The sequence below is a fragment of the Marinobacterium marinum genome (genome assembly GCF_013868415.1).
GTDB lineage: Bacteria > Pseudomonadota > Gammaproteobacteria > Pseudomonadales > Balneatricaceae > Marinobacterium > Marinobacterium marinum.
This window is the reverse complement of record NZ_JACEMT010000052.1, coordinates 90,078-109,790: the sequence shown is the minus strand read 5'-3', so window position 1 is coordinate 109,790 and position 19,713 is coordinate 90,078. Positions and strand designations below refer to the sequence as shown.

Here is a 19,713-nt window from a genome sequence, read left to right as displayed (position 1 = left end):
TGTATATGCAATGGAAACCGATAACGGCAGCACTGCTGCTGTCGGCGTCAACGGGCCAGGTGGTCGCTGACGAGTTCAGGGTTCAGGTTGAAATTCCCGCGCTGCAGGTTGCGGAGTACCACCGCCCTTACGTCGCAATCTGGATCGAAACGGACAAGGGACGCCATCAGCAGGACCTGGCACTCTGGTATGACCTGGAGCTGGCTGATAACGAAGGCACCAAATGGCTCAAGGACCTGCGGCAATGGTGGCGTCGCAGTGGCCGTCAGCTTGAATTTCCGGTTGATGGTCTGTCGGGGGCCACACGTCCGGTGGGCACGCACGCAGTGAGTCTGGCGGCAGACGCGCCGCAGCTGGCCCAGCTGCCGGCTGGACAGTATCGACTGGTGGTCGAGGCGGTGCGTGAAGTCGGCGGCCGTGAGCTGATTCGATTGCCGTTCCAATGGCCGATTACTACTGTGCAGCAGCAACAGGCGCAGGGCAAACATGAACTGGGACGTGTCGCACTGGCATTGACGCCCTGAATTTTAATCCTATATTTTAAGGAATTACTATGAATATCAAACGCTTGAGTGCTTGTGCCCTGTTGGCGCTGGGAATGGGAACCGCGATGACGGCGCAGGCTCATCGCGCTTGGATGTTGCCGTCGGCTACGGTCCTGTCAGGCGAGAATACCTGGGTTACTGTTGATGGTGCCGTATCCAACAGCTTGTTCTATTTCGAACATTTTCCGCTGCGCCTGAAACAACTGGAGGTGCTGTCACCGACCGGTGCTGCTGTTGAAACACAAAATATGGCGGAAGGGCGTTATCGTTCCGTGTTTGATGTCGAGTTAAAGGAAGAGGGTACCTATACGCTGCAGATACACCGTCAGGGTGCATTTGCACGCTACACGCTGGAGGGTGAGTCCAAGCGCTGGTCGGGCCCGGTCGACAAGGTCAGCGAAATTCCGTCTCAGGCTTCCGATGTAAAAGTCAGCGAAATCGACAGTCGCATGCAGGTCTTCGTGACGAAAGGAGCACCCACGGATGAAACCTTTAAGCCGAGCGGGCAGGGAATCGAACTGGTACCGGTGACACACCCGAATGACCTGGTGACCGGTGAGCCGGTCCACTTCAAGTTTCTGGTGGATGGCCAGCCGGCGCAAGGCCTGCCACTGGTGCTGATTCGCGATGGCATCCGTTATCGTGACCAGGTTGGTGAGATTGAATTGACGACTGATGCCGAAGGTGCTGTTGAGGTTACCTTTACAGAACCGGGCATGTACTGGGTGGAAGCCGAGCTGGAGCAGCCCAGCCAGAAAATAGAAGGGGCTCCGCGCCGCCTGAGCTACAGTGCGACACTGGAAGTGCTGCCGCTTTGAAGCCGGGGTTGAAAAACCTTGGCCTGCTGACGGCCTTGGCAGTGTTATCGGTCTGGCAGCTGGACAGCCTGACGCTGGAACGGCGTTGGCTGGCCAGCGGTGCACTGGTGGCCTATGCACTGGTATTGATGTCGGCGCTCAGGCGTGTGCAGGCGGGACGGGCTTCGGCTGAGGGCGGTCGGGATTACTGGATTGCCTACGCGACGGAAACCGGTACGGCAAGGCAGCTGGCACAGGAAACGCGAAAACGCCTGCGCAAGGCGGGCTATCGTGCCGATACCCTGGCGCTCAATGCCTTGGCAACAGTGGAGCCGCCGGACAGGGCATTATTGCTGGTGGTCAGCACGACCGGTGATGGCGATGCTCCCAAGACTGGCATCGGCTGGGATGACGAGAGGGTATCGGCGTGTTATGCCGGCCTGGATTTTGCCGTACTGGCGCTGGGTGATCGCGGCTATCCCCGTTTTTGTGCGTTTGGACTGGAGGTGACGCAGCGAATGCAGGCGGCGGGCGCCAGGCCGCTGTTCGCACCGGTGCAGGTCAGCCAGGCCGACCCCAGAATGATTGATGTCTGGTTCAGGCAATTATTGCCGGAACAGGGCTGACAGTGTTGTATCGCCCGGACAGGGGCGAAGCAGGTAAGCCCCATGCGTGAAATATCCCCTGCAGTGCTGCTGGATCTGCTAAGCGGCAAAGGGCTGGGTGTGGAATATCAGCCGATTATTGCAACGATGGACGGTCGCCTGTTGGGCCATGAGGCGTTGGCCAGATTCCGTCTGGCATCCGGGCAGCGCCTGGGGCCCGACCGGGTGTTTCGTGCCCTGCATGCCAGCCCGCTGAGCCTGTTTCAAATGGAATACAGGGTCAAACAGCTGCAGTTGCAGTCGGCTCCCGAAAGTCCGAGGCTGTTTCTTAATATCGATCAAGACGCTTTTGAGGTATTTCTGCACGAGGCGGGGCACCCGATGGTTGATTTGTTGCAGCATCGACCGGGAGCAGTGGTAGAGATCATTGAGAACAGCTCGGTGTCCGATGCTCAGGTCAGCATTGCCATGCTGCGGGCGTTCGGGGCGGCGGGTATCCCGCTGGCACTGGATGATGTAGGCGCGCTGGACAGTCTGGTCTCGTTTGACCTGCTGGCCAGTGTCGACTACGTCAAGTTGGCACGGGACTGGCTGTGCCGCCTGACCGGGCCTGATGCGGAAGCGCTTTTTGCCGCCCTGATCGGTTTTGCCCGAAGCAGCGGAAAACTTGTGATTCTGGAAGGGGTGGAGACCGAGGAACAACTCGAACGTGCCCGTATGCTGGGGGTCGATGCGGTGCAGGGATTTCTGTTCCGTGATCGGTTTGTGGAAATCTGGCAACCGGGTCCGGGGGCGGGAGACCGGTTGGATGCCAGTCCGCTGGCGGTTGCTCAAAAAGGCCCGCCGTTTGGCTTTACGGCCTGATAGCGTGCGATTTTTCAATCGCAACCCTTGCGCAGTGATGTGTGGCTTTGCTTGCTGTGCTGGCCGCCATTGACAGCATCAGCAGGCTGGTTGTGATCAGGGCGGTTTTTATTGTTGTGCGCATGTTATCTCTTTTGATCCCCGGGGCGCTGATTGCCCCGAGGTATGCTTCAGGTGAGTACGGGGTTAAAACCAGAAGCTGACGCCCATACGCCAGTAGGTTCTTTCCACGTCGTGCCCGCTGGCACGAGCCATATCGGCAGAATCCCCCAGTTTGCGCTCCCAGCTCACGCCCACATAGGGAGCAAGGTCGGGGCGCACTTCCCAGGCCAGGCGCAATTCCAGATCCAGATCGGCCAGGCCGCTGCCCTGGTGTTCGTCTTGGTTGGTGAAATTGTGCGCGGTCAAGCCAATCTCGGGACTGAGTACCCACTGTCGAGTCAGGCGTATTTCTCGCTCCAGGCTCAATTCGGCGCTGAGGTCACTGCCGGGGCCTGCAAGCAGGTTCAGGTCGGTTTCGATAAACCAGGGAGCCGTGCCACTGAGGCCCAGCAGAGCACGGTCATCCCGCTTTTCTGCCAGGGGTTCATGATGCCAGCCCAGCTCCAGGTCCCAGTAGGGAGCAATCGCGCGACGATAGAACAGACGCAACTCCTGATCTTCGCTGCGGCCAGCCAGGCGTGAACCCTCACTGGTCAGAACCAGTTTGTGCAGATCGGTACCCAGCCAGCCCTCGGCGTTCCAGACCAGCCGGGCATCGCCGTCGCGGTAGGCGCCCTCCAGCTGCTTGACGTCGAGTTTGGTGAGTATCGGATCGTCATTCATGCCGGCCAGTGCCAGTGCTGGCGTCAACAGGGCCAGCAGTGGTAAATGTTGATGCAGTTTCATCCCTTGTCTCCTCAGCTGACCACGACTTTTCGGAACATGCCCATCATGTGATAGAGCAAATGGCAGTGGAACGCCCACTCGCCCCTTGCATCGGCGGTGACCAGATAGCTCAGCCGAGCGCCGGGCTGGACCACCAGCGTGTGCTTGCGCGGCAGGTGGGTGGCATCGCCGGTTTCCAGATCGCTCCACATGCCGTGCAGATGAACCGGGTGCGGCATCATGGTGTCGTTGACCAGGGTAATGCGGACACGTTCGCCATAGGTGAGATGAATGGGGTCAGCGTCGGCATACCGGATACCGTTGATCGACCACATGTAACGGCTCATGTTGCCGGTCAGGTGAAGTTCGATTTCGCGGCCGGGTTCGCGGGTATCGGGAGTGGGATGCAGGCTGCGCAGGTCGGCGTAGGTCAGGACCTTGCGGCCGTTGTTGCGCAGACCGACACCGGGGTCATCGAGGCGGTACTGAGGCGCTTCGGCACGCATATCCACATGCGGACCGTATTCGCTGTCCGCATGGACGGGCATGCCTGCAGACAGGGGGTGTCCCCGATAGGCTGTTGCAGGCCTCGGGTCAGGTGGCATGTCGTGGCGATGGTGCCGCGTCATGTCATGGCCGGCATGCGGATTAAGAGCGTCGGCAGCTGTTGCATGTCGGTTATGGGACATGGTCATGCTCTGGTGAGCTTCATGTGACACGGATATCTGTTCGTGGTGCATGCCAGGGTGATTACCGTGTTCCCTGTTACTGCCGGCGGCCGGCATTGAGTGTCCGGTGTGCTCGTTATGGGCGGGCATTGCATGGCCGCCATGCGCACTGCCGCTCATTGCCATGCCCATATCCATGTGGGTCAGCTCGGGGGCCGGGTCCATGGCTGGAGGTATGGCCTTCAGGGCCGGGTCCGGGGTCAGGTGGCCGTGGGCGTAACCGGAACGATCAATGGCCTGGGCGAACAGGCTGTAGGCCCTGTGTTCGGTGGGTTCAACAATGATGTCGATGGTCTCGGCCACGCCGATACGAAACTCGTCGACACTGACCGGTTCCACATATTGGCCGTCGCAGGCGACCACGGTCATTTTCAGGCCGGGTATGCGCAGGTCAAAGAAGGTCATGGCGGCCGCGTTTATGACGCGCAGGCGTACCTTTTCACCGGGTGTGAACAGGCCGCTCCAGCCACTGGCCGGGGGCTGGCCATTGATCAGGAAGGTATAGGTATAACCGGTGACATCGGAGATGTCACGATCGCTCATACGCATCTGTTCCCACATCTGCCGTCGCGACACTGCTGCCCCCCAGCCATCCTGTCGGGTTTCCGGAATGAGGTCATCGCTCAGGGTGCGTTCACGGCGGTTGTAATAGTGGCTCATCTTTTTCAGATTGGAGTAGATCCGCTCCGGCGGCGTATCGCTCCAGTCCGACAGCATCAGTACATAGTCACGGTCGTAATTGAAGGGTTCGGGTTCTTTCGGATCGATGATGATGGCGCCATACAGACCTGTCTGTTCCTGGAATCCTGAGTGGCTGTGATACCAGTAGGTGCCGCTCTGCTGCACATCAAATTCGTAGGTGAACCTATCACCCGGTGCAATGCCGTCAAAGCTGAGTCCCGGTACGCCATCCATCTCGGTCGGCAAAATGATGCCGTGCCAATGAATGGATGAGTCGACATCCAGTGTGTTGTGGACCTCAATACGGACGCGTTCACCTTCGCGCCAGCGCAGAATCGGGGCGGGCAAAGTACCGTTGACGGTCGTGGCCAGTTTTTCTCGGCCGGTGAAGTTGACCCGCTGGTGACCGATTTCAAGCTTGAAGTCGGCACCATTCAAAATGCCAGGCGTTCGGGGGGATGTGGTGCTCGCGGCCAATAGCGGGCGTGTTTCCAGGCCCAGCCCTGCAGCCAGCCCGCCCAGAGCGAGGCCCTGGACAAAGCGGCGTCGAGAAGGCATGGGCAGAGTCGAGTGCTTGCTCATCAAAATGCTCCTGAATAGTAGAAATGTCGGTGCCGTCCGTCAGGGAGGACACAGAGAGGGCTATTCAGGTTTTGGGAGGGCGGTGCAGTCCGGAGGGAAAGGGCGGGTGGTACAGGTCCGGAACGGTTGCGGGAGGGAGGTGTTCAGTGGTGGCCAGAGCCGGTACCGCAGCGGGCACGGGGGCGCAATGGCCGGCACAGTTGCTCAGGCATTGCTGCGAACAGAGGTGTTCATCCGCCTGGCTGTTTGCCTGCTCATGTGCGTGCTCCTGTGTCAGCCCCTCGGCCTTGGTAGCGACCATCACGGGAGCAGCCGAGGCCAATATCGGCATCAGCACCAGCACGATCAGTGCGAGTATGTAGATCAGTCCGCCGTAGCGATGGTCGAATAGTGAAGCTGGCACGCTTATCTCATAACGGAGTTGGCATTGTATAAAGTGGTGACCGAACCGGTGACGAAGAGTTCAATTTCAATCATCATGTCGGTTCACTCCAGCTTTTGTTGAGGTCCTGTGAGCCGGTCGACTGTGTTTACACGTTATCTTCTGCGTCCATTGTGGCGGGTATGCTGGCGTTTGTTGTTGGTGCTGTCATTACTGATGGGGCTGCTGGTGCTGGGGCTCAAATATGTTGATCCGCCGGTCTGGTCATGGCTGCTGTGGCGTGAAGTGACTCGGCCTGCCGGCTATCCGGACACCTACCGTCATGCATGGGTCGACCTGGAGCAGATTCCGCTTAGTGTTCGGCTGGCGGTTGTGGCATCTGAAGACCAGCGCTTTCCTCTGCATGGAGGGCTCGACTTTCAGTCCATTCAACATGCCTTGAATGATGCCCTGGAGGGCAAGGGGTTGCGTGGTGCCAGCACTCTGACGCAGCAAACGGCGAAGAATCTGTTTCTGTGGCCGGGGCGAGACTGGGTTCGCAAGGGACTGGAAGTGCCTTTGGCGCTGATGATGGAGGGCGTGCTGGGCAAGCCGCGTATTCTGGAGCTATATCTGAATATCGTGGAGTTCGCTCCCGGTGTATATGGTGTTGGAGCTGCCAGCGAGTATTGGTATCAACAGCCGGTGAATACATTGACAGCGGATCAGGCGGCAAGGCTGGCAGTGGTGTTGCCCAACCCCTGGTTGTATTCGGCTCAGCCGCCCAGTGCCTATGTGCGCCAGCGAGCGGACTGGGTACGCCAGCAGATGCGGCAGCTGGGAGAAGACTGGGTGACGGCGCTGGACTGATCCGGTTATAAACGGTTCAGTTTTTATGGCATTTGCTGTATAAAGAAATGCTTCTTGGCGCATGATGGCGCCTGTCTCCTGCATGGACGCTTGTCGAGTCGTTCGATAAAGCGGTCAATCTCTGGCCCTGCTCGTTGACTCTGCCGATCCGGTGGAGCAGTACTAATGATCTGACCTGGTCGGTCTGACAAGATTCGGATATAGATATGACGAAAAATTCACCGTTGGCCCTGTTGCCGTTAGGGCTCTTTTTGGCACTGTTTATCGGTAGTGGTCTTTACTATCACGCGGCGGGCACTGAGTTCGCGTTTTATCAGATATCGGCACCGGTGGCGATTCTTCCGGCGATTGTGCTGGCTCTGATGCTGCAGTCTGGCCCGCTGAATGAGCGTATTGAAACCTTTATAGCCGGTGTCGGTGACAACACCATTATCACCATGGCCCTGATTTACCTGCTGGCGGGTGCATTTGCCAGTGTGGCCAAAGCCGTAGGGGGCGTGGACGCCACCGTCAATTTCGGTCTGAGTATTATCCCGGCTGAACTGGTGCTGCCGGGGCTCTTTGTGATCAGCGCCTTTATTGCTACGTCGATGGGAACTTCGATGGGCACCATTGCGGCCATAGCCCCTATCGCGGTCGGGGTTACGGAAGTGACGGACATCTCCTTGCCGTTGGCCATCGGTACGGTCGTGGGCGGTGCCATGTTTGGCGATAACCTGTCGATTATTTCCGATACCACCATTGCCGCAACGCGTACTCAGGGTTGTGAGATGCGTGACAAGTTCCGACTCAACTTCAAAATTGCACTGCCGGCGGCTTTGTTGACGCTGGTATGGCTGTTTATCCAGGGCAGCAGCGCCCAGGTTGAGGTGCCGGGTGAATACGAACTGGTACGCGTGTTGCCTTATTTGGCCGTATTGATATTGGCGCTGTCAGGCCTGAACGTGATGTTGGTGCTGCTGGTTGGTATTGTTCTGGCAGGCGGCGTGGGATTGCTGGCAACAGATGGTTATACCGTCGCGCAATGGTCCAAGGACATTTACGCCGGTTATACCGGTATGCAGGAAATTCTGATTCTGTCGCTGCTGATCGGTGGTCTGGGAGCTTTGATGAAGTCTCAGGGCGGTCTGGTCTGGCTTGCGGGCATGATTGATCGGTTGTCCCGGCAGAGTGATGACCCGAAAAAACACCGGCGTTCAGGTGAGTTCAGTATCAGTGCCGCCGTGGCGTTGACCAACGTCTGTACGGCCAACAACACGGTTGCCATTATCATTTCCGGCGGCTTGGCCAAGGATATTGCGGGACGCTATGGCGTCGATCCACGTCGTAGTGCCAGCCTGATGGATATTTTTTCCTGCGTGGTGCAGGGGATGCTGCCTTATGGTGCTCAGGTGCTGCTGGCCGGTTCTATCGCGGCGCTGTCACCGCTGGAAATTATCGGCAATATTCACTACTGCTGGGTACTGGGGCTGGTCGCTCTGGCTTCGATTATGGCGAGTTATCCACAGCCCAAGGGGACGCAGGTCTGATTGCATTCGCAGGGTATCGGCTCTGAACCCAAAAAGGCCCGCTGGTATCCAGCGGGCCTTTTGCATGGTGCTCATGGCGTAAAGTGTCTTAGAAACGCATTTCCATGGAAGCCAGGAAGTTGCGACCTTCACCAATGACGGTATTGTCGTTGTCACCACCGGCCAGATAGTCTTCGTCAAACAGGTTTTCGACTTTCAGGCGCAGGGTCAGGTCGGCTTGCTTGAACTGGCGTATTCTGTGAGAAACGCCTGCATCAAAGCGCGTGTAACCATCCTTTTTGTAGGTGTTGTTGTTATCTCCGTAACGCTGTCCCACGTGGATCGCGCCCAGGTTAAAGGCGGTGTTGCCATCCAGGTCGTAGCGGGTCCAGACGGAGGCGGCAAACTCGGGAACATCGGCCGGACGGTTGCCGTCCAGGCGCGCGTTATACGGGTCCTTGAGCTCGGCATCCAGCCAGGTTGCCGAGCCTTGCAGAGACAGTCTGTCGGTGAGCTGGCCGCTGGCCATGATTTCGGCACCGATATGCTGCTGTTCGCCGACCTGAGTGGTTTCGGTAATGCCCGCGCCCAAGTCGGGGCGATCACGTTTCAGAACCTTGTTGGTCTGGGTCAGGTCGAAAACGGCTGCGCTGAGCTGCAGGCGCTCATCCATCAGATTCCATTTGGTACCCAGTTCGTATATCTCACCGGTCACCGGGTCCAGCTTCATGCCATCATTGATGTCATCCTGGTTTCTGACCGGGCTTTGTGGCTCGAAGCTCTCGGCATAGGTCAGGTAGACCGAGCCTGCGTCGCTGGGGTGGTAAATGACACCGGCCTTGGGAACCACGTTGCTTTGCGTGTCAGAACCATCGTCTTCGCGGTCATAGCGAGCGCCAACCAGCAGCTGCCATTGCGGATTCAGGGTGATCAGGTCCTGTACATAGACACCGTAGGAGTTGCGCTCCGGGTACACATTTGCTGTTGCCGAGCGATAGTCGAGCCCGGCCGGTTTGTCGATTGGCTGTCCAACCACCACGTCGATGGCATTGCTGCCGCGGAAGCTCTGCTGCTGGCGCTTGTAGTAGTAGTTGAGCCAGTTGGCCCCCACCAGTACTTCATGTCTGACCGCTCCCGTATTGAACTGGCCATTCAGGTCGGCATAGGCCGTTTCGAATTTCCAGGTATCGTGACGGTCAAAACCGGTCAGTTTGTAAGTGCCGGCTGCGGGGTCATAGCCACTGAACGAGGACGTTTCCAGATCGTGACGGATGAATTTCTGGCGGTTGTAGCCCGTGTTCAAAGACCAGTTGGGGTTCAGTTGCAAGGCCAGGTCGGCACCGATATTTTCGACATCGTTGTCGATATTGGACCATGGGGCGTTCCAGATATGCTTGTCACCCAATACGGGCTTGCCGTCCTTGATCAGGGCGCCGGAATCAACACTGCCGTCATCGCTGGTCTTGTCATAGTGAAAAGACAGGGTGGCATTGTCAGTGACGTCATAGTCGACAAAAAGTCCGCCGACAAAGCGCTCGGTTTCCGGAGTACTGCCGTCGGTATAACGGCGCCAACTGTCATATTGCTGGTGTGAGAGCACCAGGCGGGCACGCAGGCGTTCGTCTTCAGTCAGGGCGCCACTGGTGTCGATCATGGTGCGGTATTCATGATCGGAGCCGAAATCCTGACGAATGGTTGTCTGGCGTTCATGGGTCGGAGCCTTGGTCACCATGTTGACCAGACCGCCCGGTGCGGACTTGCCATACAGCAGGCCGGACGGACCTTTCAGAACCTCGACCCGATCCAGCAGTTCGATGGGCTGGCGATAATGCGACCAGTGCTGTTGTCCGTTGCGCAGGAAGCCGTTGCCACTGTCCAGATCAAAGCCGCGCAGCGCAAAACGCTCGCGGTTACGGCTGGTGCCGCCTGCCGAGATACTGGAATCGTTGCTCAATACCTGACCCAGCGAAGTTGCGCCCTGCTCGGTGATCAACTGTTCATCAATCACGTTGACCTGTTGCGGCGTTTCAAGCTGATCCATCTCCATACGCATGGCACCGGTACTGGTGCGGTTCTGGTAGCGATCATCCTTGCCGGTAATGACGATTTTCTCGCCAGCCATGCGTGTTGTCGTTGAGGATGGCGCAGCCTGGGCAATCTGTGCGGCAAGCAGTGTTGCTATGGCCAGCGCCAGGGGATGTTGTCTAGGCATAAAAAGTCCTTAATGAGGGGAATGTATTGCCGGGAACGAATAAAGTTCAATTATATTAATGATAACAATTCGCGTTATCAATGTGTTTTTTTGGTTTTGCGCGTGATTCGAGGGTTGCAAGTCGGAACTGGTTAAAAAATACGCTATAATCACGCCCCCATTACGCTCCCAGACATCAGGTTTGTACATGCACGCAGTGATGCCTATTTATGATCATCCCCGGTACTGGGCCGAATGCTTCGGTCCCGCACCTTTTCTACCCATGTCCAGGAAGGAGATGGATCAGCTTGGCTGGGATAGCTGCGACATCATCATTGTCACTGGCGACGCCTATGTCGATCATCCATCTTTTGGCATGGCCATCATCGGCCGCCTGCTGGAAGCGCAGGGGTTCCGGGTGGGAGTCATTGCTCAGCCGGACTGGCACTCGGCGGATGCCTTCAAGGCGCTGGGAAAACCGAACCTGTTTTTCGGCGTGGCAGCCGGCAACATGGATTCAATGATCAACCGCTATACGGCCGATCGTAAAATCCGCTCGGATGACGCCTATACACCGGGAGGCAAGGGCGGCAAGCGTCCGGATCGGGCGAGTCTGGTTTACAGTCAGCGCTGTCGCGAAGCCTATCGGGAAGTGCCGATCATACTGGGAGGAATCGAGGGGTCCCTGCGCCGTATTGCCCATTATGACTACTGGCAGGACAAGGTGCGGCGTTCGATTTTGCTGGACGCGCGTGCCGACCTTTTGCTGTACGGCAATGCCGAGCGTGCGGTAGTTGAAGTGGCACACCGCTTGGCGCGAGGGGAGGCGGTCGGCACGATAACCGATGTACGTGGTACGGCCTTTGTGCGCAAGGAAACGCCGGAAGGATGGATGGAAATTGATTCCACGCGTATTGATCGTCCGGGCAAGATCGACAAGATCATCAACCCTTATGTGAATACCCGGGACCTGGATGCCTGCCAGCTGGAAAGCGGTCGAGACAGCGGCGAAAGTGCCGAAATGGAGGCCGAAGACGAAGTGCAGATTCTGCATATCGAGCCTCGGGTAAAGCTGGATCGCGGCAAGACCGTCATTCGCATACCGTCCTATGAAAAAGTGCGCAATGATCCGGTACTCTATGCCCACGCCAACCGGGTACTGCACCTGGAAACCAACCCTGGCAACGCGCGGGCACTGGTGCAGTTGCACGGTGAACAGGAGGTGTGGCTTAACCCGCCGCCGATTCCGTTGAGCACGGAAGAGATGGACCATGTCTTCGGTTTGCCGTATCAGCGTGTCCCTCATCCCGAGTATGGTCAGGCGGAAGTACCGGCCTACAAGATGATTCGTTTTTCGGTCAATATCATGCGCGGCTGTTTCGGTGGCTGTACCTTCTGTTCCATCACCGAACATGAGGGGCGCATTATTCAGAACCGCTCCCACGAATCGATCCTTAATGAGATTGAAGAGATTCGTGACAAGGTGCCGGGGTTTACTGGCGTTATCTCGGATCTGGGTGGGCCGACTGCCAATATGTATCGACTGGCGTGTAAAAGCCGCGAAATCGAAGCCGCCTGCCGCAAGCCTTCCTGTGTATTTCCGGGAATCTGCCAGAACCTGAATACTGATCACAGCTCACTGACAGGGTTGTACCGCAAGGCGCGGGATATCAAGGGCGTAAACAAGATCCTGATTGCGTCCGGTCTGAGGTACGATCTGGCGGTGGAAGATCCGGAGTATGTGCGTGAACTGGTGACCCATCATGTGGGGGGCTATCTGAAAATCGCACCAGAGCATACCGAACGCGGCGTGCTGGATAAAATGATGAAGCCGGGGATAGGGACCTACGATGCCTTCAAGCGGATGTTCGAGAAGTTTTCCCGAGAAGCCGGCAAGGACCAGTACCTGATACCGTATTTCATTGCAGCCCATCCGGGCACTACCGATGAAGACATGATGAATCTGGCACTCTGGCTCAAACGCAACGGTTTCAAGGCCGACCAGGTACAGGCGTTCTATCCTTCACCCATGGCGACGGCAACGGCCATGTACCATTCTGGGCGTAACCCGCTGCGTAAGCTGACTTACAAAAAGAGCGGTGAAAAGGTCACCACTGCGAAAGGTGAGCGCCAGCGTCGCCTCCATAAGGCATTTCTGCGCTGGCATGATCCTGACAACTGGCCGCTGTTGCGCGAAGCGCTGACAGCCATGGGACGTGCGGATTTGATCGGGGATGGTGACAAGCAGCTGATTCCGAGCACTCAGCCAGACGTGGCCCGCCATGTTAGCCCGCGTCGGAAAAACTCTCCCAAGTCGGCGCGCGCAGGCAAGGGACGCTTGCTGACCCAGCATACGGGGCTGCCGCCGCGTGCAAGTGGAGGCAAGTCGGCAACAAACGGACGTAAAAAAGCCGCGTCAGCGGGGCGGAAGCGAAAGGGTTGAAAGCCGGTGGCGGCAGGCGGGCGGCCTTACGCCTGCCTGCAAGCTTGCCCGGGCCTGAATCCTGACGAAAAAATGCGGGGCCTGGCATTGTAATTGGCCTTGACTGGGGTATTATGCGGTAAAGATTGTTTATCCGGTGCTACTGAAATCCGCATTAAATCGGCTTGGTAGCGGCCTTGTTAAAAGGCAACCGGGCGACCGGAACGTATCCGGTACGGAGTTGGGTTTACTTGATACGACTGTATTTCAGCGGCTTGATGGCCGCCAGCAAAACTTCATCGGCCACACCCGCGTTCGTGGCTGCAGGTGCATTACTCACCAGCCCCCTATGCCGGCTGTCACAGGTGGTGTGTACCTGGTTGATCTCCCGCTCTTTTCCTCTGCTTCCCCTTTGTTTCCGTTTGACCCCCGCAGTTGTGCCTTGTGGCAGCTGTGTGCGTGGCGTCACGGGATCGCAATGAAGCGGCTCTAGACTGGAGAGGAGTTCAAGGCGGTACCGGTGCGATAAGTGTCTGTACCATGGAAGATTCCGTTCCTGATCCAATCGGGAACAGGATAGGCCGGTAGCCAGGAGGCTGTTGGCGGATGAAGCGGTCCCTGTGGCCGGTTCAATACGATCGGATGGCACCTGGGTGCATCCAAACATAAGAAAAACCAGCATCGCTGGTGTACATGCAAAAGAAAGAGGCAAAAAATGTCACAGCTCGTTACCGGTACCGTTAAGTGGTTCAACGATGAAAAAGGCTTCGGCTTTATCCAGCAGGAAAACGGCCCGGACGTGTTCGTTCACTTCCGCGCTATTAACGGTACTGGTCGTCGTACCCTGCACGAAAACCAGACTGTAACTTTCGAAGTTACTCAGGGCCAGAAAGGTCCTCAGGCTGAAAACGTTACTGTTGTTGCATAAGCACTGACAGTCCGGATTCGCAACAGCGGGCGCTCTGCCCGCTGTTCTGTTTTACCCCTTCACTCAGGGGGCTGGCGCTGGCAGTTGCAGATTGGTGCCATAGGCGCCCAGCAGCCAGAGCCGATTCAGCTCTATCGCCTCCTTCAGATACTGCCACAGCAGACGTACTCTCAATAACTGGCGCTGCTCCGCACGTGCCGTGATCCAGAATTCACGACAGATATCGATCTCCGGTACCAGCAAAGCCTGCAGGCCGGGCTCCTGTTCCGCCATGAAACAGGGCAGAATGGCCAGTCCAGCACCTGCGCGTACGGCGTGCAGCTGGGTGATGACGCTGGTGCTGCGCTGAACAAAATGGGGCTGGCTGGGCAGGCCATGCAGCAGTGGATCGAGATAACATAGCTGGTCGCTGAAGACCAGATCGTCTACATAACCGATCAGCTCATAGCGGGACAGTGCTCCCATATGTGCGGGTACGCCCTTTTGCTCCAGATAGCGGGTTTCTCCATAGAGCCTGAGTCGGTAATCGCACAGGCGTGAAACGACCATTTCGGCATTGGTTGGCCGGTCGATGGTGATCGCCAGATCGGCTTCATGGCGGCTCAGGTTCACGGCTCTTGGCAACGTCAGCAGCTCGATGGTGACGTCAGGGTACTGCTTCTGAAAGGCGCTGAGCAAAGGTGTGATGACGTAGGTTCCGAAACCCTCGGTGACGCCGATACGGATCTGACCGCTGATTTGAAGGTTTTGATTACTGATGTTTTCGCGAGCTCCGGTTGCCTGTCGAGCCATCTCCTCCGCAAACTGCAAGAGTTGCTCGCCGGCGGCCGTCAGGCGGTAGCCGTGTGTGCTGCGCTCGAACAGCTGCGTATTCAGGTCGGCCTCGAATCGGCGGATACGGCGTGACACGGTGGAATGGTCTATGGTTAACCGGCGCGCGGCATCGGTGAGCCGTTCGGCGCGGGCCACTTCGAGAAATATCTGAATGTCCTGCCAATTAAGCATGTGTATTCCTTGTGCATTTTTGCACAACCAATGTGCTTGGTTGAGCGTTGTCTGTCAACGGGAAGCGCGGCTAGACTCGAAGACAGCCTTACAGGGCCTTGCTTTTGCCTGAATACACAAGAAATATAAGGAGATCAGGTTTATGTCGGTTCGTGAAATCCCCCTGTTTATCAATGGCGAAAAGGTTCGTTCCAGCAGTGCCGAGTGGCGTGACGTAGTCAATCCCGCGACTCAGGAGGTGGTGGCGCGCGTGCCCTTTGCAACGGCAGCCGAGGTGGATGCCGCCGTTGCCGTCGCCAAGGAAGCGTTCAAGTCCTGGCGCAAGGTGTCGCTGGCGCAGCGCATGCGGATCATGCTGCGTTTCCAGGCGCTGGTGCGAGAGCATACTGAAGAACTGGCGGCCCTGATCACTGAAGAACACGGCAAGACGCTGCCGGATGCCGAAGGCGAAGTGGCACGGGGTCTGGAAGTGATCGAGCATGCCTGCTCCATTACGTCGTTGCAGTTGGGCGAAATCGCCGAAAATGCCGCCGGCAACGTCAATGTATATTCACTGCAGCAACCGTTGGGTGTTGGAGCCGGCATCACGGCGTTCAACTTCCCGATCATGCTGCCCTGTTTCATGTTCCCGCTGGCGATCGCTACCGGTAATACCTTTGTCCTCAAGCCATCCGAACAGGATCCCACATCCACCATGCGTCTGGTTGAACTGGCGCATGAAGCCGGTATCCCCGCAGGCGTGTTGAACGTGGTGCATGGCGGCCCCGATGTTGCCAACCAGATCTGTGACCACCCGGATATCAAGGCGCTTTCCTTTATCGGTTCCACCCATGTAGGCACACACATTTATGATCGTGCCGGGGCTGCCGGTAAGCGTGTGCAGTCGATGATGGGAGCAAAAAACCACTGTGTCATCATGCCGGATGCCAACCGCAGCCAGGCGATCAATAACGTGATCGGCTCCTGTTTCGGGGCTGCCGGCCAGCGCTGTATGGCCAACTCCGTGGTTGTTCTGGTGGGCCAGGCGAAGGAGTGGCTGGCGGAGATTATTGAGCGTTCCACGACCATGAAGGTAGGGCCCGGTACCCAGCGCGACGCGGATCTGGGACCGCTGGTGTCACCGCAGGCGCGGAACCGTGTGATCAGCCTGATTGATTCCGGTGTGGCCGAAGGCGCAACGCTGGCACTGGATGGGCGCGAGATCAGTGTCGAGGGGTATCCGAACGGCAATTTTGTCGGGCCGACAATTTTTACCGATGTGAAACCTGGCATGCGTGTCTATGATGAAGAAATTTTCGGCCCGGTCATGTGTGTGGTGACGGCGGAGACCCTGGATGAAGCGATCGAATTCATCAATGCCAACCCCAATGGTAATGGCACGTCAATCTTTACCAACTCCGGTTGGGCTGCGCGCCGTTACGAAGCGGACATCGATGTAGGGCAGGTCGGCATAAATGTACCTATTCCGGTGCCGGTGGCTTTCTTCAGTTTTACCGGGTCGCGGGCATCCAAGTTGGGGGATCTGGGTCCCAACGGCAAGCAGGCGATTCAGTTCTGGACACAGACCAAAACCGTTACGTCGCGCTGGTTTGAGCCCGATAATGAATCGGAAGGCGTTAACACCACCATCAGTATGAAATAGACTACAGGTACGCACGGTCACAAGGCCGTGCGACTGAACCCGGTTTTCACCCGCAATAACAATAAAAGGGACGTGAAATCATGAGTCAGCTCTCTCGCTTTACAACCGCTCTGAGCGCCGGTGCGACCGCACTGGTTTTGTCCACCAGCCTGCAGGCTGCAGGCCCATCGAAGCTGGACGTTGCCAATACGTTTAATACCAACCTGTTTATCGGTGAAGGCGCTGTGCGTTTTGCACAGGAGCTGGAAACGGTTACTGACGGCAAGGTCAAACTGAAGGTGCACAACCCCGGTGATCTGGTACCGGCGTTTGAGGTTTTTAACGCCGTATCCTCGGGAGCCGTGCCCGCAGGCTGGGACTGGATCGGCTATTGGGCCGGTACCGTGCCGGTCACCAATCTATACGGTGCCTTGCCCTTTGGTCCTACACCCGAGGCTTTCATGTCCTGGATGTGGGCCGATGAAGGGACTGAAATTCTGCAGAGCGCCTACGATCAATACAATGTAAAAGTGCTGCCCTGCTTTATATCACCACAGGAAACAGGTGGCTGGTACAGCAAGGAGATCAAGGATATCAAGGACTTTGAAGGCCTGCGTATCCGTATTTCCGGCCTGGGTGCCAAAGTGCTGAACAAGTTTGGTGCCTCGACCCAGCTGATTCCGGGCGGGGAGATCTACCTGGCGCTGGAGCGTGGACGTATCGATGCGACCGAATTCTCCGTGCCGCAGGTGGATCAGGTCATGGGCTTCGAGGAAGTGACCAAATACTACTACTTCCCGGGCTGGCACCAGTCGGCCAGCTGGTTCTCGTTCATCATCAACAAGGATGTCTGGAACGAATACGATGACGCCACCAAGGCCAAGTTCGAAACCGCTTGCCGTTCGACCTTGCAGTGGGCCATGGCGGAAGCGCCTGCCGAGCAGATTCGCACTATCCGTAAGCTGGAAGAAAAGGGCATTGAGGTAAAACGCTTCCCCGATCCGGTACTGGCGGAACTGCGCAAGGCCTGGGACGAGGTGCGTGAGGAGGAGATGAAGACCAATCCTCTGTTTGCCAAGGCCTATGAATCGCTGATGAAACACAGCAAGCTGGTGGATGAGTGGTATGAGCTGCAAGCAACTCCGCGATGACACCAGGCTACCCGGTTGGCGCCAGTCCGGCGCCCGCTGGTGTGCCTGTCTGGCCTGCCCGTTAATCGGGCTGGGCCGCTGGCTGGGTCAGGTCAGCAGTTGGCTGGTGCTGGGCGTGATGATGGCGGTGCTGGCCACCGTACTGATGAATGCCCTGGGCATCAATGAACTCATGCGGTGGGACGACAAGGTGCTGCTGCTGGGCAAGGCGATCACAATCAACACGGTGACCGAGCTGCAGTGGCACCTGTTCGGTGTCCTGACGCTGCTTGGTGCCGGCTACGCCATGCATGCGAATATGCATGTACGGGTTGATATGTTGCACCACCGCATGTCGCCCGCGTTGAAGCACTGGGTCGAAATTGTCGGCCACCTGGTGCTGCTGATCCCCTTCTGTATCCTGATCGCCTGGCTATCCAAGCACATGGTGCAGATGTCCTATGTCTCGGGGGAGCAGTCGAACTATGGTGGCCTGACCGACCGTTTTTTGATCAAGGGAGCGTTGCCGACCGGGCTGCTGCTGTTGGCGCTTGGCGCGCTGGGGCAGGTGTTCGATCGTTTGGCACGTATTTTGGATCCGGCACGTGATGTAGAGGAGAACTCGGATGCTGGATGAATATGGATTGGCGATTGCGATGGTGCTGGCACTGCTGGTTGGCATCTTCAGCGGTTATCCGGTCGCATTTTTGCTGGGTGGGCTGGGCATCCTGTTTGCGTTTATCGGTGATATCCCTCTGCCGTTTCTGGGTACGGTGTCCTCGCGCATTTTTGGCGGAGTGATTGAAAACTGGCTGTTGATTGCCATTCCCTTGTTCGTGTTCATGGGGCTCATGCTGGAACGCTCCGGTGTTGCCCGAAATCTGCTGCTGACTCTGCAGCGTCTGTTCGGCAATGTACGTGGCGGGCTGGCTGTTTCCGTGGCGCTGCTGGGCGTGGTGATGGCCGCCAGTACCGGTATTATCGGCGCCTCGGTCGTGATGCTGGGTTTGCTGGCATTGCCGGTGATGCTGAAGCAGGGCTATAAGCCGGAAATGGCCTATGGTGTTGTCGCGGCCTCCGGTACGTTGGGGATCCTGATTCCACCGTCGATCATGCTGGTGCTGATGGGCTCAATCATGCAGATTTCGGTTGGGGCTCTGTTCAAGGCCGCTCTGGTTCCGGGGTTGATGCTGGGTGTTTTGTATACCCTGTACTTGCTGCTGGCCGCCTGGTTCCGGCCTGACTGGGCACCTCTGGCCAGTGAGGGCGGAGCTGCCGAAGACACCGAGCAGCAGGCTCCTTTGGCAGTTGCATTGCTGCGCGACCTGTTGGGCCCCGTAGTTTTGATTGTCGCGGTATTGGGATCGATCATGGCCGGTATCGCAACGCCTACGGAAGCGGCTGCAATAGGTGCGGCGGGTGCCATGCTGTTGGCTCTGTTCCTGAGACAGCTCAATGTGGCGGCTTTGCGTGACGTCTGCCGCTCGACCTCGAAAACATCAGCGATGATTCTCTTTGTGGTCGTGGGAGCAACCTGTTTCAGCGTGGTATTCAAGCGTCTGGGCGGTGCCGACATGATTGAAGAAATGATTACCGGGACCGGGCTGGGACCTTATGGTCTGTTGCTGCTGCTGATGGGGCTGATCTTTCTGCTGGGCTTTTTCCTGGAGTGGATCGAGATCAGCTTCGTTATTTTGCCGCTGCTGCTGCCGGTTGTCAGTGAGCTGGACTTCGGGGGCGTGTTGCAGGGAGACACGGTGCTGGTCTGGTTTGCGATTCTGGTTGCCATCAACCTGCAAACCAGTTTTCTGACACCACCCTTCGGATATGCGTTGTTTTACCTGAAAGGGATCACTAACGGCAGCGTGGGTATTGGCACCATTTACAAATCCATTATTCCATTTGTACTGCTGCAGTTGGCGGGGCTGACACTTTGCATACTCTTCCCGTCAATTGTGCTTTGGTTGCCGGGGCTCAGCGGTTAGACGTTTTCCAGCGAGTAATGGCC

At 57.3% G+C, this 19,713-nt stretch carries 17 protein-coding genes; 12 read left to right on the top strand and 5 right to left on the bottom strand.

Annotated elements, in window-relative coordinates; genetic code table 11:
* Positions 1–5 precede the first annotated feature (5 nt).
* The 4 genes from H1S06_RS11990 to H1S06_RS11975 are packed head-to-tail and all read left to right on the top strand — an operon-like array spanning position 6 to position 2,811.
* Positions 6–524, top strand: coding sequence for a DUF2271 domain-containing protein (locus H1S06_RS11990; RefSeq protein ID WP_181740501.1), 519 nt, complete (start codon positions 6–8; stop codon positions 522–524).
* 29 nt (positions 525–553) lie between these two features.
* Complete coding sequence (locus tag H1S06_RS11985; protein ID WP_181740499.1) at positions 554–1,363, top strand: DUF4198 domain-containing protein; 810 nt, start codon at positions 554–556, stop codon at positions 1,361–1,363.
* Between the two features lie 8 nt (positions 1,364–1,371).
* Entirely contained in the window at positions 1,372–1,968 is a 597-nt protein-coding gene (locus H1S06_RS11980; protein WP_181740497.1) for a flavodoxin domain-containing protein, read from the top strand.
* 42 nt (positions 1,969–2,010) lie between these two features.
* Positions 2,011–2,811: an EAL domain-containing protein gene (locus H1S06_RS11975; protein ID WP_181740495.1), complete on the top strand. Its 801-nt coding sequence runs from the start codon at positions 2,011–2,013 to the stop codon at positions 2,809–2,811.
* A gap of 186 nt (positions 2,812–2,997) precedes the next feature.
* Here H1S06_RS11975 and H1S06_RS11970 read toward each other — a convergent pair whose 3' ends face one another.
* The 3 genes from H1S06_RS11970 to H1S06_RS11960 all read right to left on the bottom strand — a co-directional run bounded on the left by H1S06_RS11970 (position 2,998) and on the right by H1S06_RS11960 (position 6,072).
* The gene (locus H1S06_RS11970) at positions 2,998–3,699 is read right to left on the bottom strand and encodes a copper resistance protein B (RefSeq protein WP_181740493.1); all 702 of its coding nucleotides are present in this window, start codon (positions 3,697–3,699) and stop codon (positions 2,998–3,000) included.
* Between the two features lie 11 nt (positions 3,700–3,710).
* The gene (locus tag H1S06_RS11965; RefSeq protein ID WP_181740491.1) at positions 3,711–5,669 is read right to left on the bottom strand and encodes a copper resistance system multicopper oxidase; all 1,959 of its coding nucleotides are present in this window, start codon (positions 5,667–5,669) and stop codon (positions 3,711–3,713) included.
* Between the two features lie 64 nt (positions 5,670–5,733).
* Positions 5,734–6,072: a hypothetical protein gene (locus tag H1S06_RS11960; protein ID WP_181740489.1), complete on the bottom strand. Its 339-nt coding sequence runs from the start codon at positions 6,070–6,072 to the stop codon at positions 5,734–5,736.
* A 108-nt stretch (positions 6,073–6,180) separates the two neighbouring features.
* On the opposite strand from H1S06_RS11960, the gene mtgA reads away from it, so the two are divergent.
* Positions 6,181–6,900, top strand: a complete 720-nt coding sequence (mtgA, locus tag H1S06_RS11955; protein ID WP_328515343.1) for a monofunctional biosynthetic peptidoglycan transglycosylase — start codon at positions 6,181–6,183, stop codon at positions 6,898–6,900.
* 206 nt (positions 6,901–7,106) lie between these two features.
* Complete coding sequence (locus tag H1S06_RS11950) at positions 7,107–8,429, top strand: Na+/H+ antiporter NhaC family protein (RefSeq protein ID WP_181740485.1); 1,323 nt, start codon at positions 7,107–7,109, stop codon at positions 8,427–8,429.
* Between the two features lie 88 nt (positions 8,430–8,517).
* Here H1S06_RS11950 and H1S06_RS11945 read toward each other — a convergent pair whose 3' ends face one another.
* Complete coding sequence (locus tag H1S06_RS11945; protein WP_181740483.1) at positions 8,518–10,620, bottom strand: TonB-dependent siderophore receptor; 2,103 nt, start codon at positions 10,618–10,620, stop codon at positions 8,518–8,520.
* 187 nt (positions 10,621–10,807) lie between these two features.
* Between H1S06_RS11945 and H1S06_RS11940 the strand changes: the two genes are divergently transcribed.
* Together H1S06_RS11940 and H1S06_RS11935 are read left to right on the top strand one after the other, a co-directional pair.
* On the top strand, positions 10,808–13,042 hold the full coding sequence (locus H1S06_RS11940; protein ID WP_181740481.1) for a YgiQ family radical SAM protein: 2,235 nt from the start codon (positions 10,808–10,810) through the stop codon (positions 13,040–13,042).
* 694 nt (positions 13,043–13,736) lie between these two features.
* Complete coding sequence (locus H1S06_RS11935; RefSeq protein ID WP_181740479.1) at positions 13,737–13,949, top strand: cold-shock protein; 213 nt, start codon at positions 13,737–13,739, stop codon at positions 13,947–13,949.
* Positions 13,950–14,012: 63 nt separating this feature from the next.
* Here H1S06_RS11935 and H1S06_RS11930 read toward each other — a convergent pair whose 3' ends face one another.
* Positions 14,013–14,954 (bottom strand): LysR family transcriptional regulator, encoded by a 942-nt coding sequence (locus H1S06_RS11930; protein ID WP_181740477.1) that lies wholly within the window; start codon positions 14,952–14,954, stop codon positions 14,013–14,015.
* 142 nt (positions 14,955–15,096) lie between these two features.
* Here H1S06_RS11930 and H1S06_RS11925 point away from each other — a divergent pair, with 142 nt between their 5' ends.
* The 4 genes from H1S06_RS11925 (at position 15,097) to H1S06_RS11910 (ending at position 19,690) form a co-directional block, all read left to right on the top strand.
* Entirely contained in the window at positions 15,097–16,596 is a 1,500-nt protein-coding gene (locus H1S06_RS11925; protein WP_181740475.1) for a CoA-acylating methylmalonate-semialdehyde dehydrogenase, read from the top strand.
* An 80-nt stretch (positions 16,597–16,676) separates the two neighbouring features.
* A complete protein-coding gene (locus tag H1S06_RS11920) occupies positions 16,677–17,726 on the top strand; it encodes a TRAP transporter substrate-binding protein (RefSeq protein ID WP_181740473.1) in 1,050 nt (349 codons plus the stop codon).
* Positions 17,701–18,342 carry a TRAP transporter small permease subunit gene (locus H1S06_RS11915; protein ID WP_181740471.1) on the top strand — a complete coding sequence of 214 codons (642 nt, stop codon included), beginning with the start codon at positions 17,701–17,703 and terminating at the stop codon, positions 18,340–18,342. Before H1S06_RS11920 ends, H1S06_RS11915 begins: the two co-directional genes overlap by 26 nt.
* Positions 18,332–19,690: a TRAP transporter large permease gene (locus H1S06_RS11910; RefSeq protein ID WP_181740469.1), complete on the top strand. Its 1,359-nt coding sequence runs from the start codon at positions 18,332–18,334 to the stop codon at positions 19,688–19,690. Before H1S06_RS11915 ends, H1S06_RS11910 begins: the two co-directional genes overlap by 11 nt.
* Positions 19,691–19,713: the final 23 nt, after the last annotated feature.

Bases quoted from the DNA above. Each gene is read 5' to 3' on its own strand.
- H1S06_RS11990 (WP_181740501.1), top strand. From the start codon at position 6: ATGCAATGGAAACCGATAACGGCAGCACTGCTGCTGTCGGCGTCAACG.
- H1S06_RS11985 (WP_181740499.1), top strand. From the start codon at position 554: ATGAATATCAAACGCTTGAGTGCTTGTGCCCTGTTGGCGCTGGGAATG.
- H1S06_RS11975 (WP_181740495.1), top strand. From the start codon at position 2,011: ATGCGTGAAATATCCCCTGCAGTGCTGCTGGATCTGCTAAGCGGCAAA.
- H1S06_RS11970 (WP_181740493.1), bottom strand. From the start codon at position 3,699: ATGAAACTGCATCAACATTTACCACTGCTGGCCCTGTTGACGCCAGCA.
- H1S06_RS11965 (WP_181740491.1), bottom strand. From the start codon at position 5,669: ATGAGCAAGCACTCGACTCTGCCCATGCCTTCTCGACGCCGCTTTGTC.
- H1S06_RS11950 (WP_181740485.1), top strand. From the start codon at position 7,107: ATGACGAAAAATTCACCGTTGGCCCTGTTGCCGTTAGGGCTCTTTTTG.
- H1S06_RS11945 (WP_181740483.1), bottom strand. From the start codon at position 10,620: ATGCCTAGACAACATCCCCTGGCGCTGGCCATAGCAACACTGCTTGCC.
- H1S06_RS11940 (WP_181740481.1), top strand. From the start codon at position 10,808: ATGCACGCAGTGATGCCTATTTATGATCATCCCCGGTACTGGGCCGAA.
- H1S06_RS11935 (WP_181740479.1), top strand. From the start codon at position 13,737: ATGTCACAGCTCGTTACCGGTACCGTTAAGTGGTTCAACGATGAAAAA.
- H1S06_RS11930 (WP_181740477.1), bottom strand. From the start codon at position 14,954: ATGCTTAATTGGCAGGACATTCAGATATTTCTCGAAGTGGCCCGCGCC.
- H1S06_RS11925 (WP_181740475.1), top strand. From the start codon at position 15,097: ATGTCGGTTCGTGAAATCCCCCTGTTTATCAATGGCGAAAAGGTTCGT.
- H1S06_RS11920 (WP_181740473.1), top strand. From the start codon at position 16,677: ATGAGTCAGCTCTCTCGCTTTACAACCGCTCTGAGCGCCGGTGCGACC.
- H1S06_RS11915 (WP_181740471.1), top strand. From the start codon at position 17,701: ATGAGCTGCAAGCAACTCCGCGATGACACCAGGCTACCCGGTTGGCGC.
- H1S06_RS11910 (WP_181740469.1), top strand. From the start codon at position 18,332: ATGCTGGATGAATATGGATTGGCGATTGCGATGGTGCTGGCACTGCTG.